The organism is Shewanella sp. SNU WT4, assembly GCF_006494715.1.
Taxonomy (GTDB): domain Bacteria; phylum Pseudomonadota; class Gammaproteobacteria; order Enterobacterales; family Shewanellaceae; genus Shewanella.
This window is the reverse complement of the sequence record NZ_CP041151.1, coordinates 2,229,140-2,248,145: the sequence shown is the minus strand read 5'-3', so window position 1 is coordinate 2,248,145 and position 19,006 is coordinate 2,229,140. Positions and strand designations below refer to the sequence as shown.

The window sequence follows — 19,006 nt, the reverse complement described above, 5'->3', positions numbered from 1 at the left end:
AAGAGACTCTGTGAGTGAGCGACTGAAGGTCACCATATGAGTCTTTTTTGTTTATTACTTTCAATAACATACACTTACATCACATATTAAACCTCCTACATCATGTCTAGACATTACTAAATAGCTATCAGCTGCTGGTTGTAAAACACCATCTCAATAAGACATCGACTCTTTCGTTACTGAACTCATTTTGCACTGGTTGAATTATATGAAAAATCGAAAAATCCAGTGTTCAAGCAGTAAGCTATTGATGAAATTTTACTTAGATGGAGAATAAATGTTTTGATCAAATAATTGCTTATAAGTTATTACTAACAATAGCAATTTTGTTTTTCATACATATACTAGCTCCCATTCAAAAAATTTCACGGGAAGGGGTAATATGAGTGTGAAGTGGCATAGTTAATTTGGCCATCCATTAAGAAACAAATATTATGCTTAGGGCGTATACATTGGGTGGCAAAATGACGAATAAAACACGAGCAACATATACTGCTGCAATTAAGCTTGAAACCGCACAGCTTGTGCTTGATCAAGGTTATACACAAGAGGAAGCAGCAAAAGCCATGGGCGTTGGCAAATCAACTGTCAGTAAGTGGGTGTCACAGTTAAAACTTGAGCGTCGAGGCATAGCTCCCAATGCCTCGCCAATGACATCTGAGCAGATTGAAATTCGTGAGCTAAAGAAAAAAATCGCGCGCATTGAAATGGAAAAAGACATATTAAAAAAGGCTACCGCTCTCTTGATGTCGGACTCGCTGAACAGTTCTCGATAATCGAGAAAATCCATCAAGCAGGGCGTTATCCTATCTCAGTTTCATGTGATGTATTTGGAGTTCACCGTAGCAGTTATCGTTACTGGCTTAAGCGCGATAGAACAATGAACACAGCACAAGTTCTCTTGGAAACAAAGGTTAAGGATATACACGAGCAAAGTGAAGGCTCTGCAGGAGCCAGAACTATTGCAACCATAGCGACAACGCAAGATGTGCAATTAAGTCGCTATCGAGCAGGCCGCTTGATGAAAAAGTTAGGACTGGTGAGTTGCCAGCAGCCACAGCATCGCTATAAAAAATCAGGAAATGAATACACAGACATCCCCAATTTACTCAATAGACAATTTGATGTTGTTGAGCCAAATACGGTTTGGTGTGGCGATGTAACCTACGGTATGCCCGGAGTTCAGCACTAGCATGGAATGCTTTAACGAACCACGAGTCTATCTGAAATACATGAACACTACGGCAGGAGCTACATTGTTTATGGCACTATCTGGTTGTGCAGATAGTTGAGTCTGAGCGGCAGTGACTTATCGTATGCTGATAAGGTGATGTAACTCGCTGACAACGGGGAGTGAGGCGAATTCGTTAAGCCAAGATGCTCCTCTAGACTAAGTATTGGACGGATGAAGAACATGAACCGGTTAACCCGCATCTATGGGCTGAAACGTCGCCATTGCCTACACGAATTAACAGGCAATATGGTGCTGCAATAGTGCTAAACGTATGGGCACTATTGCCGAATTAATGAGTAATAAATATGTACTTATTAATGGATAAACGTTAAATCACAATTCTGCGTTTAAGCATCATCACCTTACAGTACGATAAGGTCAAAGACTGCGATCGGCATCCACCCCAATATGTTTGAGTTCAGGTAGATAAACCGGGGAAGGTTTGTTTTGAATGCTAAGGGAGCATGACCCTGATGACAAACAAGCTGGCGGAGTGTTCGTAGTAGTCTGAGATGGGGAAAGCCCATTACATGGCGAAGGGACACAGTTTAATTGATTTGCGTCAGCAAATTACCTGACCTTAATGAAGTGAAGACCTTTGATAATCAGCGAACAGCAACGTAAATTAGCAACATGGACAGCAACCGATAAAACGCGTCGCGTTAATCGACTGCTGCGCCTTATCAGTCACCCGCATTGGCTTCGCCAAGCGGCTGAAGTAACGCTTTCTTCAAAAGGTGCTAAAACGCCTGGTGTTGATGGAATAACAAAGATTCATATACAGGCTTATTTGGCTGGTTATCTTGATGAGATCAGAGATGATCTGCTGTCAGGTAACTATCAACCGATGCCTGCTAGACGGATCTATATTCCCAAGGCCAATGGAAAGCTACGTCCTTTAGGTATACCAACGCTTAGGGATAGAATAGTTCAACGTGCCATGCTCATGGCAATGGAGCCGATATGGGAAAATGATTTTCATTCGTTGTCCTATGGCTTTAGACCAGAGCGCAGTGTCCATCACGCCATTCGCACGGTTAAACTACAAATGACCGAATCCAATGAGCCTCGAGGTCGCTGGATAATTGAAGGAGACTTATCAAGCTATTTTGATACAGTTCACCATCGATTATTGATGAAATGTGTTCGTAAACGGATCAACTGCCGTCGATTTAATGATTTGCTTTGGCGCTTCATTAAAGCTGGACACATTGAACGTAACCTATTTTGTGCAACAAGCGAAGGCGTACCACAAGGTGGTGTAATTTCTCCGTTATTGTCAAACATAATGCTTAATGAGTTCGATCAATATTTGGATAAATGTTACTTGAGCAAGAAAGCCCGTAAAGACCGCTGGTACTGGAACCACAGTATCAAAATCAAGCGAAAACCTGCGGTTGAGGAAAACAGACAATGGAAACCTGCCGTTGCTTATTGCCGTTATGCTGATGACTTTCTAGTGATTGTCAAAGGCAATAAACAACAAGCAGAGGCAATTTGTGACCAATGTCGACACTTCCTAGAAGGTAAGCTGCAACTCACGTTAAATATGGATAAAACTCATATTACACATGTGAATGACGGTTTTATATTTCTCGGACATAGGATCATTCGAAAGCGTGGACCTAAGGGAAATATGCGAGTGGTGACTGGTATTCCAAACGGTAAAGCCAAAGCATTTTCTCATTCATTGAGTCAGGCTTTATCAGGGGATCATAGCTGTAGCAAGATAGACAAAGTGGAACAACTCAATCGCAAACTTAAGGGTTGGGCACAATTTTATCGACATACTGATTACACCGCGAAAGTTTACAGCAAAATTGATCGTATTATTTTCTGGAAACTCGCTAAGTGGTTGGCTAGAAAATATCGTTGTTCTATTAAATCGTTAATGATGACATGGATCAAACGTCCAACACCAAATCAGGCAACGACATGGGTGTTATTTGGTAAAAGCAATCGTGGAAATTTATGTGGCGCGTCACTATTTAGATTAGTGAGTAGCCCTAAATTACCCTTTAGATGGCGATCACCAGAAGCAAACTCCTACCTCAGAGATGAAATTAGAAATACTGTCATGTCTCGCTATAGCGATGTTGCCATGGCTGTTAGCCACAATTAAGCGGAGAGCCGTATGCGCTGAAAGGTGCACGTACGGTTCGGAGAGGAGAAGCAGAGAAATAGTTCGACTACGCTCTGCCTCTTACTCTACTTTGGACTGGCAACCGTTGGGCCTACTTGGCAGTTGTTTTAGATTTATTTGGCCGCAAGGTTATCGGCTGGGCTATGTCGTATTCACCGGATACCACATTGACATTAAAGGCGCTGGATATGGCGTATGAGTGCCGTGGTCGCCCGCAAGGATTGATATTCCATAGCGATCAAGGTAGCCATTATACAAGCCGAAAATACCGACAGCGCTTATGGCGCTATCGCATAACACAAAGCTTATCTCGACGTGGAAATTGCTGGGATAACGCCCCAATGGAGCGATTTTTCAGAAGTCTTAAGGTGGAATGGATACCAACTGCAGGATACCGCAGCTTTATTGAAGCAAAGCATCACATCAATGATTACATCATTAGATATTACAACAACGTTAGGCCACATCATTACAATGCAGGTCTAACACCAAATGAATCTGAGCAAAGATATGCATTAGATTCTAAGTTAGTGGCCAATAAAACTTGACCACTTCATTTCGCCTCTTACGCAATTGCGACCGGAATGCTTGGCTTGATAGAGGGCTTGATCGGCGCGGGCAAAACAGGCGTCGTTATCATCGCTAATATCAGCTTGAGATACGCCGATAGACACAGTCACATGTCCGATAGATTCCCTATCTTTACCGACACTTAAGGCTTTGGCGCTGATACGTTGACACAAACTTTCAGCCACAATTAACGCCGATTTATAATCGGTATTGGCCAAGATAACCGCAAATTCTTCACCGCCAAAGCGGCTAACAAAATCCTCGCCCCTAACGGCTGACTTAAGCATTTTTGCAATATAAGACAACACCTTATCGCCCACTTGATGACCATGACTGTCGTTGATTTTCTTAAAAAAATCCACATCTATGACTAGCATAGAGAAATTAACGCCATGCTTTTTATGATTATTTAGGCACATAGCCATATGGCTTTCAAGGGCGCGGCGATTATGTAAGGAGGTTAATGCATCGGTGAGGCTCGCTTGTTCTAAGTGGCTCATTTCTGATTTGAGTGACGACACTTCCTCACGCATCTCTGTCAAATTGGCCTGCAAAGTAGCATTGGCAGTCACGACTTCATTGACATGGCCTAACAGCTCAGTGACCATGTCATTGAGTGACTCGACTGAGGCAGCCGCTTGCATTTTTTCGCTGTATTTAGTCAGCACCTGACCGAAATGACGATTGCCCGAATAGGCCTTAGTGATGGACTGCATCAAGGCCGTGATGATTTGCTCGGTGACTTCATGGGTTTTGACTAAAGCGTCGGTGGGCTGTTCTTCAATAAACTGCTGAAACAGTCTGTTATTAATCTCTTCGGTAAAAGTGAGGTCATTATTGACATAATGATTCACCGCAGTAATTAGCTCTCGGTTTTTACCAGAAAAATATTCATACCAAACCGCATAATTTCTTGGGGTAATTGGAATGCTGAGACTTGTCATTTGCGGTATCACCTGTCGCAACAGTGTGGTCGCATTATCATTATTATTGGCAATAGCATTCAGTGGCATGTTCAAGTCCTGTTGATCAATTCATCCCTGCTAGGCAAGCATGACCCCATGCTTGCCTTAGTTAAATCTTAGTTGTTACTGCCGACATACCGCAAGCATATCTTGTGCGGGTTGGTAGGCTTCACTGCTGATATTAAATAACCCTAACAGAGTATCAAACAGATTGTCATGAGAAAAATGACCTGTTTTAGCTTGCTCTTCTATACAGGCTAACGATAAATGATTCTCCTGCAAAAATGCCTTGGAAAACCAGGTTAACAAGGGAATGTGAGTTTGCTCTTTGGGCGCCACCGCATAAGGGGTGCCATGTAAATATAAGCCCATTTCCCCGAGGGATTCACCGTGATCAGATAAGTACAGCATGGCGGTGTCGTAACCTTTAACGGTTTCAAGCCGTTTGATCACTTCACTTAAAATGTAATCGGTATACACCAAGGTATTATCATAGGTATTGACCAAGGCTTCATGCTCACAGTTCTGAATATCACTGCGCTGGCAATCTGGGGTGAAATGGCGCTGCGCCTCAGGGTAGCGCTGATAATACGTTGGCCCATGGCTACCCATGATATGTAACACTATCAAAGTATTATTATCTGTGAGTTCAGTTAAGGCGTTATCGAGGGCATTGACTAACACTTGATCAAGACAACTGGTGCCATTACATAAGGCAGGATCGCTATCCAGCGAAATAGTCACACGCTTCACTCGGCTACATACGCCCTTGCAACCACTGTCGTTATCCATCCACAGCACATTGACGCCAGCATGGTCTAATACATCAATCACATTGTCCTGGGCTTTGGCTTTACGGGCGTTGTATTGCTCGCGGTTAAAGCGCGAGAACATGCAAGGTAAAGATACCGCCGTTGCTGTGCCGCAAGAGCTGACATCGGCAAACACTTGTAATGGGTATTTGGCGGTATAAGGGTTAGTGTTTTGGCTGTAACCGTAATAGGCAGAGTTTTGCGCTCTGGCAGTTTCGCCGACCACCAGCACCATTAAATTCGGCGTCGCTTTAGTCGAAGTTACTTTGGCATCGACACCGAGTTGGGTGTAAGGCAAAGGCGTTTCGATATAAGTACGATTGATATACTTAGCGAGTGAGCCAATAAAGTAAGTTGGTACCACTAAACGCTTAATTTCATCGTTATTGCGACCAAAGGCCAGGTAACTTTTCATAAAGCACGCCGCAATTAAGCCAATAATCACCAGCAAACTCAGCATAAATATTGCTCTGTGCTTCACTGCGGTTTTTATGGGTTGAACAGTAAATTTAAGCTTCCAAATTAGATAGGCAGGTAATACTCCCGATAACGCAAAAGCCAGCATGGATGCGAGATTAAAGTACATAGATGCTTCAGCAGGATTAGTCTGAAAAATATTTTCCATCATGCCGTAATCAAACACTACCCCTAATTTCCAGCCAGCAAAAAAGACGATGGAGGATAATAAGGTTAACGGAATAAAGATGATTTTAAGTAAAGGTCGAGGACTCACTAGGCTAAAAATAAAGGCGAGCGCCGCCCATAAAAAAATAGGTAAAGATACGACAAACCACAGGCTAAATTGGCCTTGTTTTTCTAAGCCGTGTTGGACAAATATCCACAATGGCAGATTAAATACGGCGACATAATATAAGGCAAGAATCGCCAAAAAACGTACTGGGGGTATTGTTGTTATTTTCGACAAGAGTCACTCCAAGACCAAACTTTAAATGTTAATAATTTGAAACAGTTGAAATCTAGTGCAATTGACTAGGCTAATCAATGAAATCTGGAGAGATATTAATCTTGTAAAACAAGTTTAATCTCAAGCTATGCTGTTGATAATCTTCAAGGTCAACATGCGTACCATTGAGTTGTAAAGCTAACTTAGGCATCACACTGTCTCTATTTGAAACTTCTCTTTATCCAGCGGCAAAAATCCGTAAAATGCAGTCCTTACTCTTTGTTAGCCATAACAAGCCAACTGCCTTGTTACACCTATTTTCGGAAATTTAATCTATGGATCTTGCAATTGTGTTAGTCGAACCTGCGAGGGCTGGCAATATTGGTGCCGCGGCTCGTGCGATAAAAACCATGGGATTCTCACGATTAATCATTATCAATTCTGAGCAGCATTTACAACCCGAAGCTCAGTGGTTAGCCCATGGCGCTCAAGACATACTCGAAAGTATTGAAGTGGCCCCAAGTTTAGAATCCATTCGCGCTGAATTTGATTTATTAATAGCAACGACTGCAAGAGAGCGCGGCCAAAGCCGAACCTATTTAACCCCAGAGCAATTGGCCAGCGAGCTTGAGCTATTTCCTACCTCCTCGGCTGCTTTAGTTTTTGGCCGCGAATCATCGGGTTTAACCAATCAAGAGTTGCAATTGTGTGATCGCTTCTCCTACGTGCCGCTTGCCAATGATTATCCATCACTTAATTTAGCCCAAGCGGTAATGGTCTATAGCTACGCCTTATCGCAAGTGAGCCGCATGATAGGATTGCAAAGTGTTGAAGCCTCACATGGCTCACTGCAAGCCTTAAAGCAGAAAGGTGAATTGTTACTGGATAAGCTTACTGTAACTGAGCAAGATAAATTGCATCCGTGGTTACTTGATCATCTCAGCAGTTTAGGTCAGCGCGATGTCAATATGGCGCACCAGTTACTTAATGATCTACTCAAGAAGATAAACTAATCGTTAGGCGTTATCTCATTGATAACATCTAAATAAATGGCATAAAAAAAGGCCCTAGCATTGGGCCTTTTTAGTCTCTAATCACTAGCAATGAGTACAGAAGCTACACAGCGAATACAGGTTTACCAAGGTAACGGCTGGCCTTGATAATCAAAGAAGCGGCCATTCATGTCAGCATGATACCCATCAAGCACTTGCTTTAAGCCTTGAGCAGATTCTTCTACCGCAATCAGCGCATTCGGCCCGCCCATATCGGTTTGCACCCAACCAGGATGCAAGGCAATGGATGCAATATTGGCATGTTGCAAATCAATGGCTTGGCTTTTAACCACCGCATTTAATGCCGCTTTTGATGATCGGTACAGATAACCACCACCTGAACTATTGTCCGCTATGCTGCCCATTTTTGATGACATGTTGGCAATAATGGCGCCCTTGGCGGCGGTTAAATGCGGCAAAAATGCTTCAGCCATTTTTTGCGCCGCGATAACATTAACCGCAAATAGCTCTTGCCAAAGATCCGCATCGGTATGGCCAAAACTAACGTTATCCGGTCCATAAATGCCCGCATTATTAATGAGCACATTAACAGGGCTTTGAATATCCTTGGCTAATTGTGCAATCGCGCCGTGACATTTAACATCAAGCTCAACAACTTCTAGGGGATAGTCTTGTGCCAACTGCAACAGTGACGCCGCGCGCTCTGGTGAACGACAAGCCGCTGTGACTTGCCAGCCAGCTCGCAAATAAAGGCGTACTAAACCTAATCCTATGCCTCGATTTGCACCTGTGATCAACAAATGCCGAATTGGAGCTACCATATTATCCCTTAGCAGGAAAAAAGATTTAGTCTGAACTAATACAGCTATAAATCAAGTAATGGTAGTGTTCATAATTCTGTGTCATTTCAGTAAAATATTCAAAAACAGGAATGACACATGACCCAACCTTTTAACTTCGAACAAGCCCTTAAAGATCTGCAGTCAGGTAAAAGCCTCACAGGTAAAGACAGCATTCTTGGTCCACTGATCAAGCAACTCACTGAAGCGGCTCTCCAGGCTGAGCTTGAGCAGCATTTAGCGCATGATCCTCTGCCTAATCGTAAAAATGGCAAAAACCCTAAGACCATTAAGCATCCGTCCGGTAACTTTGAGTTAGACACCCCTAGAGACCGCAATGGCACTTTTGAACCTCAGTTTATTAAGAAAAATCAAACTACGCTAACCGATGAAATCGAACGTAAAGTGTTATCGATGTTCAGTATAGGTATGAGCTATCGCGATATTAATCAACATGTTGAAGATATGTATGGGATCAATGTGTCTAACGCAACCGTCAGTGCTATCACTGATAAACTCATCCCCGAACTTAAAGCGTGGCAACAGCGCCCATTAGATAGCCATTATCCTATCGTTTGGCTTGATGCGATACATTATAAAGTCAAAGAGGATGGGCGTTACGTCAGTAAAGCCGTTTACACATTGTTAGCGCTTAATATGAAAGGAAAAAAGGAAATTTTAGGGCTTCATTTATCCGAAAATGAAGGCGCTAATTACTGGCTATCAGTACTGACCGATCTTAATAATCGTGGTGTAAAAGATATTCTTATCGCCTGTGTTGACGGCTTGACCGGTTTCCCTGAGGCGATAGCCAGTATCTTCCCTAATACGGAAACACAGCTATGTGTTATCCACCAGATCCGCAACTCAATGAAGTATGTCGCCTCAAAACATCAGAAAGCGTTTATGGCTGATTTAAAGCCTGTGTATCGAGCCGTGAGTAAAGAAGCCGCAGAGATGGCATTAGACGAACTGGAGGCCAAATGGGGTGATGCTTATCCGCTGGTAATCAACTCTTGGCGTCGCAAATGGCATAATTTGTCCCATTATTTTAGGTACCCAGAACATATCAGGAAAGTGATTTACACGACCAATGCCGTTGAGGCGGTACATCGCCAATTTAGAAAGCTCACCAAAACCAAAGGTGCTTTTCCTAATGAAAATAGCTTGTTGAAGCTACTTTATGCAGGCATATTAAACGCCTCAGATAAATGGACCATGCCAATCCACAATTGGAGCCTTTGTTTATCTCAGTTAGCGATTTATTTTGAAGGGCGTTTAGATAGCGTGCTAGAAATTTAAAAATTAGCCTGACACAGAATTTTGAACGCCCTCCAAGTAATTACTGCCTAGCTAAATATTGATTAATTAGCTTTGATAACCTTTCATGCAGTTTTTCTTCAAAATCATCAAGTTCATAATGATGCAACTCTAAGTAACGCTCGGCTTGGGCGGAAGTTAATACTTTATTGTTGAGTAAATATTGTAATTCAGGCAATGATTTATCATACCTTGGCGTAAATTGCCACAGTGCAATGTTTGAGCTCATTTGTGGAATGGCGCGATTGGCTAGCAAACAAAACTCTTCAATATGATCAATACCATTAGGGCCTAAACAACCGGGTTCAACGCGACACAATACTGACAACGGTCCTTGATTTTGATCTTGCGGTAGCACATTGGCTGACATAGTTAACTCCTTGTTTAAGTTGCCTGGGGCGCAGCTAAAATCCTCAACTACTCATAAAGTATAAACAGCTAATTGGCATCTGCCATTAATCAAGTTCAATAGCATTAACTTCTACCGATAACAAATTATCGATAGCATCATCAAAACTATCAAACTGATAGCTCACCATATAGCTTTTAAGCTTTTCGATAATATCTTTACTGACTTCAATATGCCCTTTCTTCTGGCGCTTTTTAATCTGTGATAATTCGCGGCGCACCATTCGCCAACCAAGATCGCTAAAGTATTGATTCAGTAATAAGTTAACTTGCGCTAACGCGGCATGTTGCTGCTCATCACCTTGGCGTCTGAGTTCGAGTAACGATTTCATCAACTCATTTAAGTTGGCATACAGAGGTAAGCCACTTAATGATTGCTCATTGGTTAACGTAAATTCAAACCATTCTGGCTTACGACGATAATAGTCTTTGGTCATGTAGCGATACATTAACGGCAAGGCAAATGGGATTTCATCCCAAAGCACTAATAATAACTTTCGACCAGCCTTTGGCGCTTCGCCGTGATACTGCCAATCCATATTCACCTTTGTATGGTTATACCATTTAACGCTGGATTATGTTCTACTTAGCTGGTCTAAGCAAGTTTGTATTTGAAATCCTTACGTTTTTATATGCTCGCTTCATTAATTTTAAGACAAGCTTACTCTGCGCTGCTATTTATACGTAAAGGTTTATGCTTATATAGATAAGATCAAATTGATACCAGTCCCACAACCACTTTTGCCCCAGCGCAAATAACAGGAATCAAGTATGCAACTTGCACGTTCCAATAATGCTATCCGCTTTATTTTGCCTTTGCTGGTGGTCATGGTGCTGTTTTCAGCCTTGTTCTATTTAGTGGGCTGGCATAAAAACCGCCAAGTGATCTTGCTTGAATATCAGCAACTCTTTAATAGCACGTATCAAATTCTCTCTGAAGCCCAACAAATTGCGGCCTTACCTAATGGCACAGGCACCATAACGCTAAAGGGGCAGGAATATAGTTTCTATCGAGGAAACCCAACGCCATTGTCGTTATTGACGGCCATGAATATTCCTATGAATGGCTTAAGCAAAAATAGCGATGGCTCGCTGAGCTGCGGCGATTTAACCCAAGCCAATGAAGTGTGTTTTATTCCACTGGCCGATAGCATGACCTTGGCCTTAGCTGGCAGCGGCCCCCATGCGCATGCAGTGATTTTTCCGACAGAAATGAAAGATAATGCCTGGTGGCAAGAATGTATGTTGATTTACGCCCAAACCAATATTGAAGCCCCTATCACCACCAATACAACCACCACAAATATATCCACCAATATTGAAGCTAAGGTGGATGCGACTTCAGCGGCGGCTTTACAGCCCAAAACTAATGAACCGCTCACCTTTGCTACGACTATTTACGATCATGGTTGTTAATGGTGTCCGCCCGCAACATACCAAATCTGCAGGGCGCACAATCAACATAAAAAACCATTAACACCAGAGAGTGCTAATGGCATTGTCAGGCTGATAATGCCAAGCCACTTGCGCTTGAAACAGTTCTGCCGTGGCTAAAGCATCGGTTAAGGCATGATGCTGCTGATATCTAGGTAAGTGATAACGCTCGCGGCTATCCATTAAGCGCAATGACACTCTATTGTTCGTCTGCCAAAAACGCCACCAGCAAGGCGCCGGCGGTGGATTAATTAAGGCTTCAAGTTCCATAGTATCAATCACAGGGAAACGCACGCCCTCACCTAAACGCAGCTGCAGCGCTTGGTCTAAGAACTCCCTTTCTATGCTGCGATAATGCACCACCACAATTTTGGATTGAATGACTTGCAGCACTTCAGCATAAATATCTTGTAAATCAGGAGCATTGCCGATTTCATTATGGGTAATGCCATGCACTATCACTGACTCATGATCTAAAGGCACTTGTGGTTTAAGTAACCAATGCTGCGCCTTTGCTAATGCAATACCGCGTAAAGTAAAGGGTACTAAGCCAATGCTAACAATATCATCGTTACTGGGGGAGAGCCCTGTGGTTTCAAAATCCATGGCCACAAAATCTACATCGGCTAAATGACTGCTACTTGGCACGCATCCCGCGGCAAAAAAATCGCCAATGGGCAGATGTTGCGTTTGCATCGCTCGCGCCTGGTAATACTCATCCCAACTGCTGGCTACCTTAATAGTCATAGTTAAAGACTTCGATTGGGCTGATAGCGAAACTTTAAGAACTTTTGCGCGTGAGATAATACTTGAAAGGCATCCTTTAAGGTGCGGCGCTCAAATTCTGACAAGTTATCTGGCAACACATCATTATTTAACTCTTCGCCGCTGCGAATGGCTAACGCTTGTTGGCGAATTCTCACCAGTGAAATGCATTCCATTGCCGCGCGTAAATCCTCTCCTCGCCCTTTGGGTAAAATACCAGCGCTAATAATGTCATCTAAGCGATCAAACGAGTTTTGTGCGCGCGAGCCAACGGCTAATGCATGCACGCGAATAAGATCGGCTAAAGGCGCAGTGCCACGGCGTTTAAGATTAATAATATTGCGATGGCGACCATCTTGCTCCATTACAAATCCCCTAAAAAACCCTAACGGCGGGGTGCGATTTAAGGCGTTATACGCCATAGCCGCCAAAAAGCGATTATTGCGTTTTGCCCGGCGGCTAATCACGCTATTAAGCTCATCGACCCAATCTTGCCTGCCGTACACGCAATCTAGGTCGAAAAAGATATTGGCATCTAACAAGGAGGCATGGCTTGGGTTATCTATCCACAGGCAAAAGCGACTTTCCCATTGTGCTAAAGTCATTTGCCATTTGGGATTGGTGGCCATAATGCCGCCGCGGCAATAACTAAAGCCGCATTGACTCATGCCATCACTCACAAATTGTGCCAATTGATTAAAATAGAGACGTTGTGAATCACTAATATCATCGGCCAGAATTATCGCATGATCTTGATCTGTCACAGGTAACTGTTCATCACGCGCCATAGAACCTAAGATCATAAATGCAAAAGGCGCCGGGGCGCAGCCATGCTCTTGCTCAAATAAATCAATCAGTTTTTGTATGACGTTGCGCCCAATCACCGCCATGGCGCTACCTATCATGTGTGAATTGGCAGCTTGTTCCACTAAGCGGCTAAAACATTCCAACATGAGTGGCCGCATTTCTGCTAACTCATCGCGGCTTTGCCGCTGCCAAATAGATTGCACCAGTAACAAGCTTGACTGCGACTCGTAACGCACTAAGTCCGACATTGCCAGAATGCCTATGGTGCGCCGCGCTTTCACTATGGGTAAATACTTGAGCTTATATTTAAGCATGATCATCATGGCTTCAAATACATAAGCGTTACTATCTACTTGCACAAGTCCTGTGGTCATTATGGTGTCAACCGCAAGGCTTGAGTCTATGCCAGCAGCCACCACCTGAGTTCTGAAGTCTTTATCTGTGATCATGCCAATCACTTGGTCATCATTATCGGCATCACTGATTGGTTTATCCGGATCGGTTATCAATAAACACGACACATCTTGGGCCGCCATTAATTGCGCGGCGCAGGTGATGGAATCCGTGCGGGTTAAGGTCACTAATTCACGCGTGATTAAGCTTTTTACCTTAACACCGGTAAAACTATTTTCTTCAAATTTGGACACGGCTTGCTGCAAGCGTATTCGACTTTCTATCTCAACAAAACTAGCAAATTCAGCGTCATGTTTAAGTAACCAGTCAAACATGCCAGCATCAATGCAATAGAGTAAGCAGTCTTCTTTCGCTGTTGCCGGCATTTTTACCCTATGGTTGAGTAATAAGCCCTTTTGCCCAAAAATATCACCACTGGCGAGCCTATGCTGTAACTTGCCGCTATTGCGATACAGCTCAACCACGCCTGAGCGCACCATGTATAAATGGTGAATTTCTTGGTCAAGCTCAAGGATCACTGAACCTTGGCGATGATATTGCACTTCTACATGCTGAGATATTTCAGCAATGATCTCGGTTGATAAATGATCAAACGGGGCAAACTGGCAGATAAAATCTGCAACTTCAGCGATTTCAACAGTCACGGTTATGTCCTAACCTTGGGCAGTTTAGATGTAGGAGGTGTTATTTTTGTTATCTCTTGCGGTGGCCGAGGCTCACTCATTAATCCCTTGATAAGAGATACACAAGCGACCAGTAATACCAAGGCAAAAGGTAAGCCCGCCGATACTGTCATGGCCTGTAATCCCGCCAGACCGCCACCTAAAATTAAGGCGATGGCGACTAAGCCCTGAAAACTGCACCAAAATACCCGCTGCGCTCGCGGCGCATCCGTTTTGCCACCTGCCGCTATGGTATCTATCACTAGCGAACCTGAATCTGCTGACGTCACAAAGAAAATCACCACTAAAATAATTGCAATAACAGAGGTGATATTGGCTAACGGCAAGGCATCTAACATGGTAAAGAGCTGAAGCGGCAATTCAGCGCTCACTAAGCGCTTAACATCATGATTAACCACTAAATCAATGGCAGTATTACCAAAGACAGTCATCCACAATACGCAGGCACTTGATGGGATAAGCAAGACGCAGGTGACAAACTCCCTAACGCTGCGACCACGCGATACCCGCGCAATAAACATGGCGACAAAAGGCGACCAAGAGATCCACCACGCCCAATAAAAGGCAGTCCAGCTATGGATAAAACCTAAATCATCACGCGCAAATGGCATGGATAAGTCAGGTAAATAGGTTAAATACGCGCCTAAGTTTTCAAAGAAACCTGTGGCTATGGCAAGGGTTGGCCCCACAGCAATGACGAACACTAACAATAAGGCAGCCAGACCCATGTTAATTTCAGATAAACGCTTAACGCCGGCGTTTAATCCAGCCCACACGGATGCCAGAGCTAAGCCTGTGATTAAAAACACTAATACAATTTGTGTTTTTACCCCAAGCGGCACATCAAACAAATAATGTAAGCCCGCGGCAGCTTGCGAGGCGCCAAAGCCAAGGGATGTTGCCAGCCCAAATAAGGTCGCGACTACCGCAAGAATATCTATGATATGCCCAGGCCAGCCCCACACTCGCTCGCCGAGCAAAGGGTAAAAAATTGAGCGGATAGTAAGAGGTAAGCCTTTGTTAAAGCTAAAAATAGCCAAACTTAAGCCGAGCATGGAATAAATGGCCCAAGGATGTAAGCCCCAGTGCAAAATGGTGGCCGCCATGGCTAACTGTTGCGCTTGCTGGCTATCGCCCAGCGCGCCCGCTAACGGCGCAAAATCAGTTCTTACGCCTGCGCTAATTGTTTGCCCCGCTACAGCACTATTAAAGTGACTGATAGGTTCAGCCACGCCAAAAAACATTAAGCCTATGCCCATGCCCGCGGCGAATAACATACAAAACCAGGTTAAGTAGCCATAATCTGGCAAAGCTTCAGTGCCACCAATGCGCACTCGCCCTAGTGGCGAAAAGATAAGGCCTAAACAGACCAGTAAGATGATGTTGGCGGTTGAGAGAAAGAACCAATCTAAATTCGAGGTGATCCACTGCCGTATAAAGGTAAACCCTGGCTCAACGGTGGACTGGAATACTAAGGTGATGATGACCACCACTAAACTTAACAAGGCGGAGATGATAAAAACACGATTATGAAAATCTAAACCGAAGGGACCCACTGTGAGTGCGATATTATCTTGACCAATACGGTAGTCCGTATCTATGGGATTAACGTCACCATCCGGTGACATGATTTCTTCAAGACTCTTATCTGACAAAAATTACTCCTTTAGAAAAGACAATCGCCGTAGCGACTGTCATTATCAAAAAGGTAGATTACATCAAACTAACGACCATGACTGTGAGCTTGATCACCCTAAAGCTGAGCGTTAGGTTAATGTTACTTTATTAATTTTCATCAAGCTTGTTGCTAAAGCTTACTGTGGGTTGTGATTTGAGCTTGCTGATAGCTCAGTTCAAAGTTAGCCACATACTCACTAAAAGGCGTCAGGCTATCTTTAGGGCGACGATTGCGCCCAAGCAGCGAGGCTTCCACAAACAATTCAAACCACGCATTCATGGCTAAGGCATTAGCCGCTTCGTCCATGGCATCTAACACCATAACAGCCACTTCTGCAGTGCCAAACTGAAAATCATGCTGCCCTTTACGTAAGGCATAACGAGCCAGTTGATTAGCATCGAACGAAAGCAACGGTAATCCATGCAGATACGGGCTCTTACGATACATTTTAACCGCTTCGCGCCAACTGCCATCAAGCATAATAAAAAGTGGACGTTTGCCATTTAAGCTTGGCATATCAATGCGATTGACTATGGTTTGGCCCTTATCGGCATATTCGCCCGGAAAAACCACATAAGCTTGATAAGCGGGATCATTTATCAATGCCAGTATTTTGGGGTCTATCTCAGTTCGTGACCATAAAAATGCGTGAGTCTCTGGAATTAAGTCAGCAATCAAACGCCCAGAATTAGTTGGCTTTAACACTTCACCGTCATACATAAGCAGCATAAATGATGCTTGACTAGATAAGGGCTTACGTAACGCACAAGTACAATAAGTCACTGATAACAAGCACAAAGGACAACGAACTAATTTATGGCCTCGCGCCGCAAATGCCTTAGTCGCAATCGATAAACGATATTGATAGAGATGATGGACTGCATGGGGAATGATTGAGCTGGGCATGTTGAATTCAATGACAAGAAAAGTGCGCTGAGTTTACTCGCTCCAGCTAGTTTCGACAAGCAAACCCATGTGCATTAAGGACTCGCTAGCACCAGTAATACATTACATAGCATTAACCCACAGCTACTCGAGTTAAACCTAAGCAACCTTATATTCACTAAGTGTAAGCTTAAGTTTACGGGCTGTTTATCTACAAAAAACTAATGCCTGCTAGTAAAAAATATACTTGATTAATAAGCCCTGCAGCCCTTGAACTTGTATTTTCAACGGTTAGAATGCGCGAATTATCTCAACCCCATATTATTCGGTGAATTCATGTCTTCCCCCTTGTCGTCCAATGCTCAGCCCGCCATGAGCCAAATTTTAATTATGTTAGTGTTAATGGTGGCCTGCGGACAGATGGCGCAAACCATTTTTGTGCCCGCCCTGCCCTTAATTGGCGACAGTTTGCAAATAGGTGCGTCGGGTTTACAAGCCATTATGGCCAGTTACTTATTGGCCTATGGTTTGTTTCAATTTCTTTATGGCCCAATTTCAGACCGTATTGGCCGTAAACTGCCCCTATTATTCGGCTTAGCCTTATTTGTGGTGGGCGCTATTATTGCGGCCAATAGCCAAACCTTTTGGTTACTGATAGCAGCATCGACCTTGCAAGGCATGGGTACTGCGGCGGCTGGTGCCTTAAGTCGCAGCATTCCACGTGATTATTATTTTGGTGATGAACTCAAAACCTTTAATAGCTATGTCTCTATGGCTGTGGTGTTTTTGCCATTAGTGGCCCCCTTTTTAGGCTCGGTAACTACCACTTATTTTGATTGGCATGCCGTTTATTACTGCTTGGCCGCCTTTGGTACCTTAGTGTGGCTGTGTTTATTGTTTGGTTTTAAAGAATCGTTACCTGAAAATCGCCGTGAAAAGCGCCCTGTATTAGCATCATACGCACTGGTGTTAAACCATAAACCGTTTCGCGGTTATGTGTTGTCCTTGGTCGCTACCTTTGCTGGTATTGCCGCATTTGAAGCCATTGCTGGCGTGTTATATGGTCAGTCATTACAAATGTCACCGCTGTGGGTGAGTCTGTATTTCGTGGCGCCTATTCCTGGTTACTTAGTTGGTGCCTTTATGGCATCAAGAACTAGCTCGATGCGCAAACTGACTAACCGTGGTATCGCCTTACTTGGCGCTGGCGCCTTATTTTTACTTATACCTGGGTTATCTGGCTGGGTTATTGGCTGGACATTATTAGTCGGCTCTGTTCTATTTTTCTGCGGCGCGGGGGTTTTATTCCCAACCTTAACCTCGGCGGCTCTTGAGCCCTTCCCTCGTCAAGCTGGTATTGCGGGCGCTTTGTTAGGGGGATTACAGAACTTTGGCGCCGGATTAGCGGCATTAGCTATGTCACTCGTGCCTATGCATGGACAATTTAGTATTGGTTTACTCTGCGCTGTGATGGTGGTGTTAGTGATTTTGGCATTAACATGGGCCAAAAATTGCGAACAAGATAATCAGATCACTGATGCTAATTTGCTGTAAACGCTAATCTTGCAGCTAAGCCTTTTAGCCATAGTACTTTAGCCATAGTGCATTAGCCATGGCGTATTAGCTAAGCTGCCAACACTAGATGCAGATGATCTAAGCTCGCTCTGATTAAGGGCGAGCTACTTTGATGTCTTGGCTTATCGTTAATTGCTTTGGTTATAGTTAGTTCATTGCTTTAGTCACTTGAGTTGCTTGAGTTACGCCTACACCTCCTCTTCAATGTTTAGATTCATCAAGTTCATCCCTTAAGTAAACCCGCTTGACGTTAGCCATGCTGTTTACATCGAGCAGTCTAACTCCCCCATCAAACTAGTTGTGCAATATTTCTGCAGTCACGCAATGCCATTACACCACGAGCGCCAACATCTTATTAACACCACATTATTCATATTATGAGAACCTGGTTAGCCGCCTTAATTCCAACAAAGTAAAGCTACTTCTTTTCAAACACTTACTCATCAGCTAGTCATCAACAAACGCGCCTTGTTGCTATTTTTTGCACGCTATTAATGAGCGAACGCTCGCCCAAGACTACAACTTAATAACATATGGATTTACGACACTATTATAGA

At 43.6% G+C, this 19,006-nt stretch carries 14 protein-coding genes and 2 pseudogenes; 7 read left to right on the top strand and 9 right to left on the bottom strand.

The window, feature by feature from the left end:
* Nucleotides 1-464: 464 nt before the first annotated feature.
* The 3 genes and pseudogenes from FJQ87_RS10115 to FJQ87_RS10105 form a co-directional block, all read left to right on the top strand.
* Nucleotides 465-1,168, top strand: a pseudogene (locus FJQ87_RS10115) (IS3 family transposase); the annotation flags it as partial.
* Nucleotides 1,169-1,832: 664 nt separating this feature from the next.
* Entirely contained in the window at nt 1,833-3,356 is a 1,524-nt protein-coding gene (gene ltrA, locus FJQ87_RS10110) for a group II intron reverse transcriptase/maturase (RefSeq protein WP_140932527.1), read from the top strand.
* A gap of 80 nt (nt 3,357-3,436) precedes the next feature.
* Nucleotides 3,437-3,925, top strand: a pseudogene (locus FJQ87_RS10105) (IS3 family transposase); the annotation flags it as partial.
* On the opposite strand, the gene FJQ87_RS10100 reads toward FJQ87_RS10105, so the two are convergent.
* Both FJQ87_RS10100 and FJQ87_RS10095 read right to left on the bottom strand, forming a co-directional pair.
* Nucleotides 3,905-4,960 carry a GGDEF domain-containing protein gene (locus FJQ87_RS10100; RefSeq protein WP_140932526.1) on the bottom strand — a complete coding sequence of 352 codons (1,056 nt, stop codon included), beginning with the start codon at nt 4,958-4,960 and terminating at the stop codon, nt 3,905-3,907. The pseudogene FJQ87_RS10105 and the gene FJQ87_RS10100 overlap by 21 nt on opposite strands.
* Nucleotides 4,961-5,035: 75 nt before the next feature.
* Nucleotides 5,036-6,649, bottom strand: a complete 1,614-nt coding sequence (locus tag FJQ87_RS10095) for a phosphoethanolamine--lipid A transferase (RefSeq protein WP_140932525.1) — start codon at nt 6,647-6,649, stop codon at nt 5,036-5,038.
* A 314-nt stretch (nt 6,650-6,963) separates the two neighbouring features.
* Between FJQ87_RS10095 and FJQ87_RS10090 the strand changes: the two genes are divergently transcribed.
* Nucleotides 6,964-7,641, top strand: a complete 678-nt coding sequence (locus tag FJQ87_RS10090) for a tRNA/rRNA methyltransferase (protein WP_140932524.1) — start codon at nt 6,964-6,966, stop codon at nt 7,639-7,641.
* A 122-nt stretch (nt 7,642-7,763) separates the two neighbouring features.
* Here the strand turns inward: FJQ87_RS10090 and FJQ87_RS10085 are convergent, their stop codons facing one another.
* Nucleotides 7,764-8,462, bottom strand: coding sequence for an SDR family oxidoreductase (locus FJQ87_RS10085; protein ID WP_140932523.1), 699 nt, complete (start codon nt 8,460-8,462; stop codon nt 7,764-7,766).
* Nucleotides 8,463-8,579: 117 nt separating this feature from the next.
* Here FJQ87_RS10085 and FJQ87_RS10080 point away from each other — a divergent pair, with 117 nt between their 5' ends.
* Nucleotides 8,580-9,782 (top strand): IS256-like element ISSod4 family transposase, encoded by a 1,203-nt coding sequence (locus tag FJQ87_RS10080; protein WP_140930175.1) that lies wholly within the window; start codon nt 8,580-8,582, stop codon nt 9,780-9,782.
* A 40-nt stretch (nt 9,783-9,822) separates the two neighbouring features.
* Here FJQ87_RS10080 and FJQ87_RS10075 read toward each other — a convergent pair whose 3' ends face one another.
* Together FJQ87_RS10075 and FJQ87_RS10070 are read right to left on the bottom strand one after the other, a co-directional pair.
* Nucleotides 9,823-10,170, bottom strand: a complete 348-nt coding sequence (locus FJQ87_RS10075) for a hypothetical protein (RefSeq protein ID WP_140932522.1) — start codon at nt 10,168-10,170, stop codon at nt 9,823-9,825.
* Nucleotides 10,171-10,255: 85 nt separating this feature from the next.
* Complete coding sequence (locus FJQ87_RS10070) at nt 10,256-10,747, bottom strand: hypothetical protein (RefSeq protein WP_140932521.1); 492 nt, start codon at nt 10,745-10,747, stop codon at nt 10,256-10,258.
* A gap of 232 nt (nt 10,748-10,979) precedes the next feature.
* On the opposite strand from FJQ87_RS10070, the gene FJQ87_RS10065 reads away from it, so the two are divergent.
* Nucleotides 10,980-11,624: a hypothetical protein gene (locus tag FJQ87_RS10065; RefSeq protein ID WP_140932520.1), complete on the top strand. Its 645-nt coding sequence runs from the start codon at nt 10,980-10,982 to the stop codon at nt 11,622-11,624.
* A gap of 57 nt (nt 11,625-11,681) precedes the next feature.
* On the opposite strand, the gene FJQ87_RS10060 is transcribed toward FJQ87_RS10065, so the two are convergent.
* The 4 genes from FJQ87_RS10060 to FJQ87_RS10045 all read right to left on the bottom strand — a co-directional run bounded on the left by FJQ87_RS10060 (nt 11,682) and on the right by FJQ87_RS10045 (nt 16,895).
* Entirely contained in the window at nt 11,682-12,389 is a 708-nt protein-coding gene (locus tag FJQ87_RS10060; protein WP_140932519.1) for a 3'-5' exonuclease, read from the bottom strand.
* Between the two features lie 2 nt (nt 12,390-12,391).
* Nucleotides 12,392-14,272 carry a putative nucleotidyltransferase substrate binding domain-containing protein gene (locus tag FJQ87_RS10055; RefSeq protein ID WP_140932518.1) on the bottom strand — a complete coding sequence of 627 codons (1,881 nt, stop codon included), beginning with the start codon at nt 14,270-14,272 and terminating at the stop codon, nt 12,392-12,394.
* Nucleotides 14,273-14,274: 2 nt separating this feature from the next.
* Entirely contained in the window at nt 14,275-15,939 is a 1,665-nt protein-coding gene (locus FJQ87_RS10050) for a BCCT family transporter (protein ID WP_206194394.1), read from the bottom strand.
* Nucleotides 15,940-16,118: 179 nt separating this feature from the next.
* Entirely contained in the window at nt 16,119-16,895 is a 777-nt protein-coding gene (locus FJQ87_RS10045; RefSeq protein ID WP_140932516.1) for a tRNA-uridine aminocarboxypropyltransferase, read from the bottom strand.
* Nucleotides 16,896-17,210: 315 nt separating this feature from the next.
* Here FJQ87_RS10045 and emrD point away from each other — a divergent pair, with 315 nt between their 5' ends.
* Nucleotides 17,211-18,428 (top strand): multidrug efflux MFS transporter EmrD, encoded by a 1,218-nt coding sequence (gene emrD / locus FJQ87_RS10040; RefSeq protein ID WP_140932515.1) that lies wholly within the window; start codon nt 17,211-17,213, stop codon nt 18,426-18,428.
* Nucleotides 18,429-19,006: the final 578 nt, after the last annotated feature.

Excerpts from the sequence above, each read along its gene's own strand:
- FJQ87_RS10100 (WP_140932526.1), bottom strand. The coding sequence starts at position 4,960 with ATGCCACTGAATGCTATTGCCAATAATAATGATAATGCGACCACACTG.
- FJQ87_RS10090 (WP_140932524.1), top strand. The coding sequence starts at position 6,964 with ATGGATCTTGCAATTGTGTTAGTCGAACCTGCGAGGGCTGGCAATATT.
- FJQ87_RS10085 (WP_140932523.1), bottom strand. The coding sequence starts at position 8,462 with ATGGTAGCTCCAATTCGGCATTTGTTGATCACAGGTGCAAATCGAGGC.
- FJQ87_RS10080 (WP_140930175.1), top strand. The coding sequence starts at position 8,580 with ATGACCCAACCTTTTAACTTCGAACAAGCCCTTAAAGATCTGCAGTCA.
- FJQ87_RS10075 (WP_140932522.1), bottom strand. The coding sequence starts at position 10,170 with ATGTCAGCCAATGTGCTACCGCAAGATCAAAATCAAGGACCGTTGTCA.
- FJQ87_RS10070 (WP_140932521.1), bottom strand. The coding sequence starts at position 10,747 with ATGGATTGGCAGTATCACGGCGAAGCGCCAAAGGCTGGTCGAAAGTTA.
- FJQ87_RS10065 (WP_140932520.1), top strand. The coding sequence starts at position 10,980 with ATGCAACTTGCACGTTCCAATAATGCTATCCGCTTTATTTTGCCTTTG.
- FJQ87_RS10060 (WP_140932519.1), bottom strand. The coding sequence starts at position 12,389 with ATGACTATTAAGGTAGCCAGCAGTTGGGATGAGTATTACCAGGCGCGA.
- FJQ87_RS10050 (WP_206194394.1), bottom strand. The coding sequence starts at position 15,939 with ATGTCACCGGATGGTGACGTTAATCCCATAGATACGGACTACCGTATT.
- FJQ87_RS10045 (WP_140932516.1), bottom strand. The coding sequence starts at position 16,895 with ATGCCCAGCTCAATCATTCCCCATGCAGTCCATCATCTCTATCAATAT.
- emrD (WP_140932515.1), top strand. The coding sequence starts at position 17,211 with ATGTCTTCCCCCTTGTCGTCCAATGCTCAGCCCGCCATGAGCCAAATT.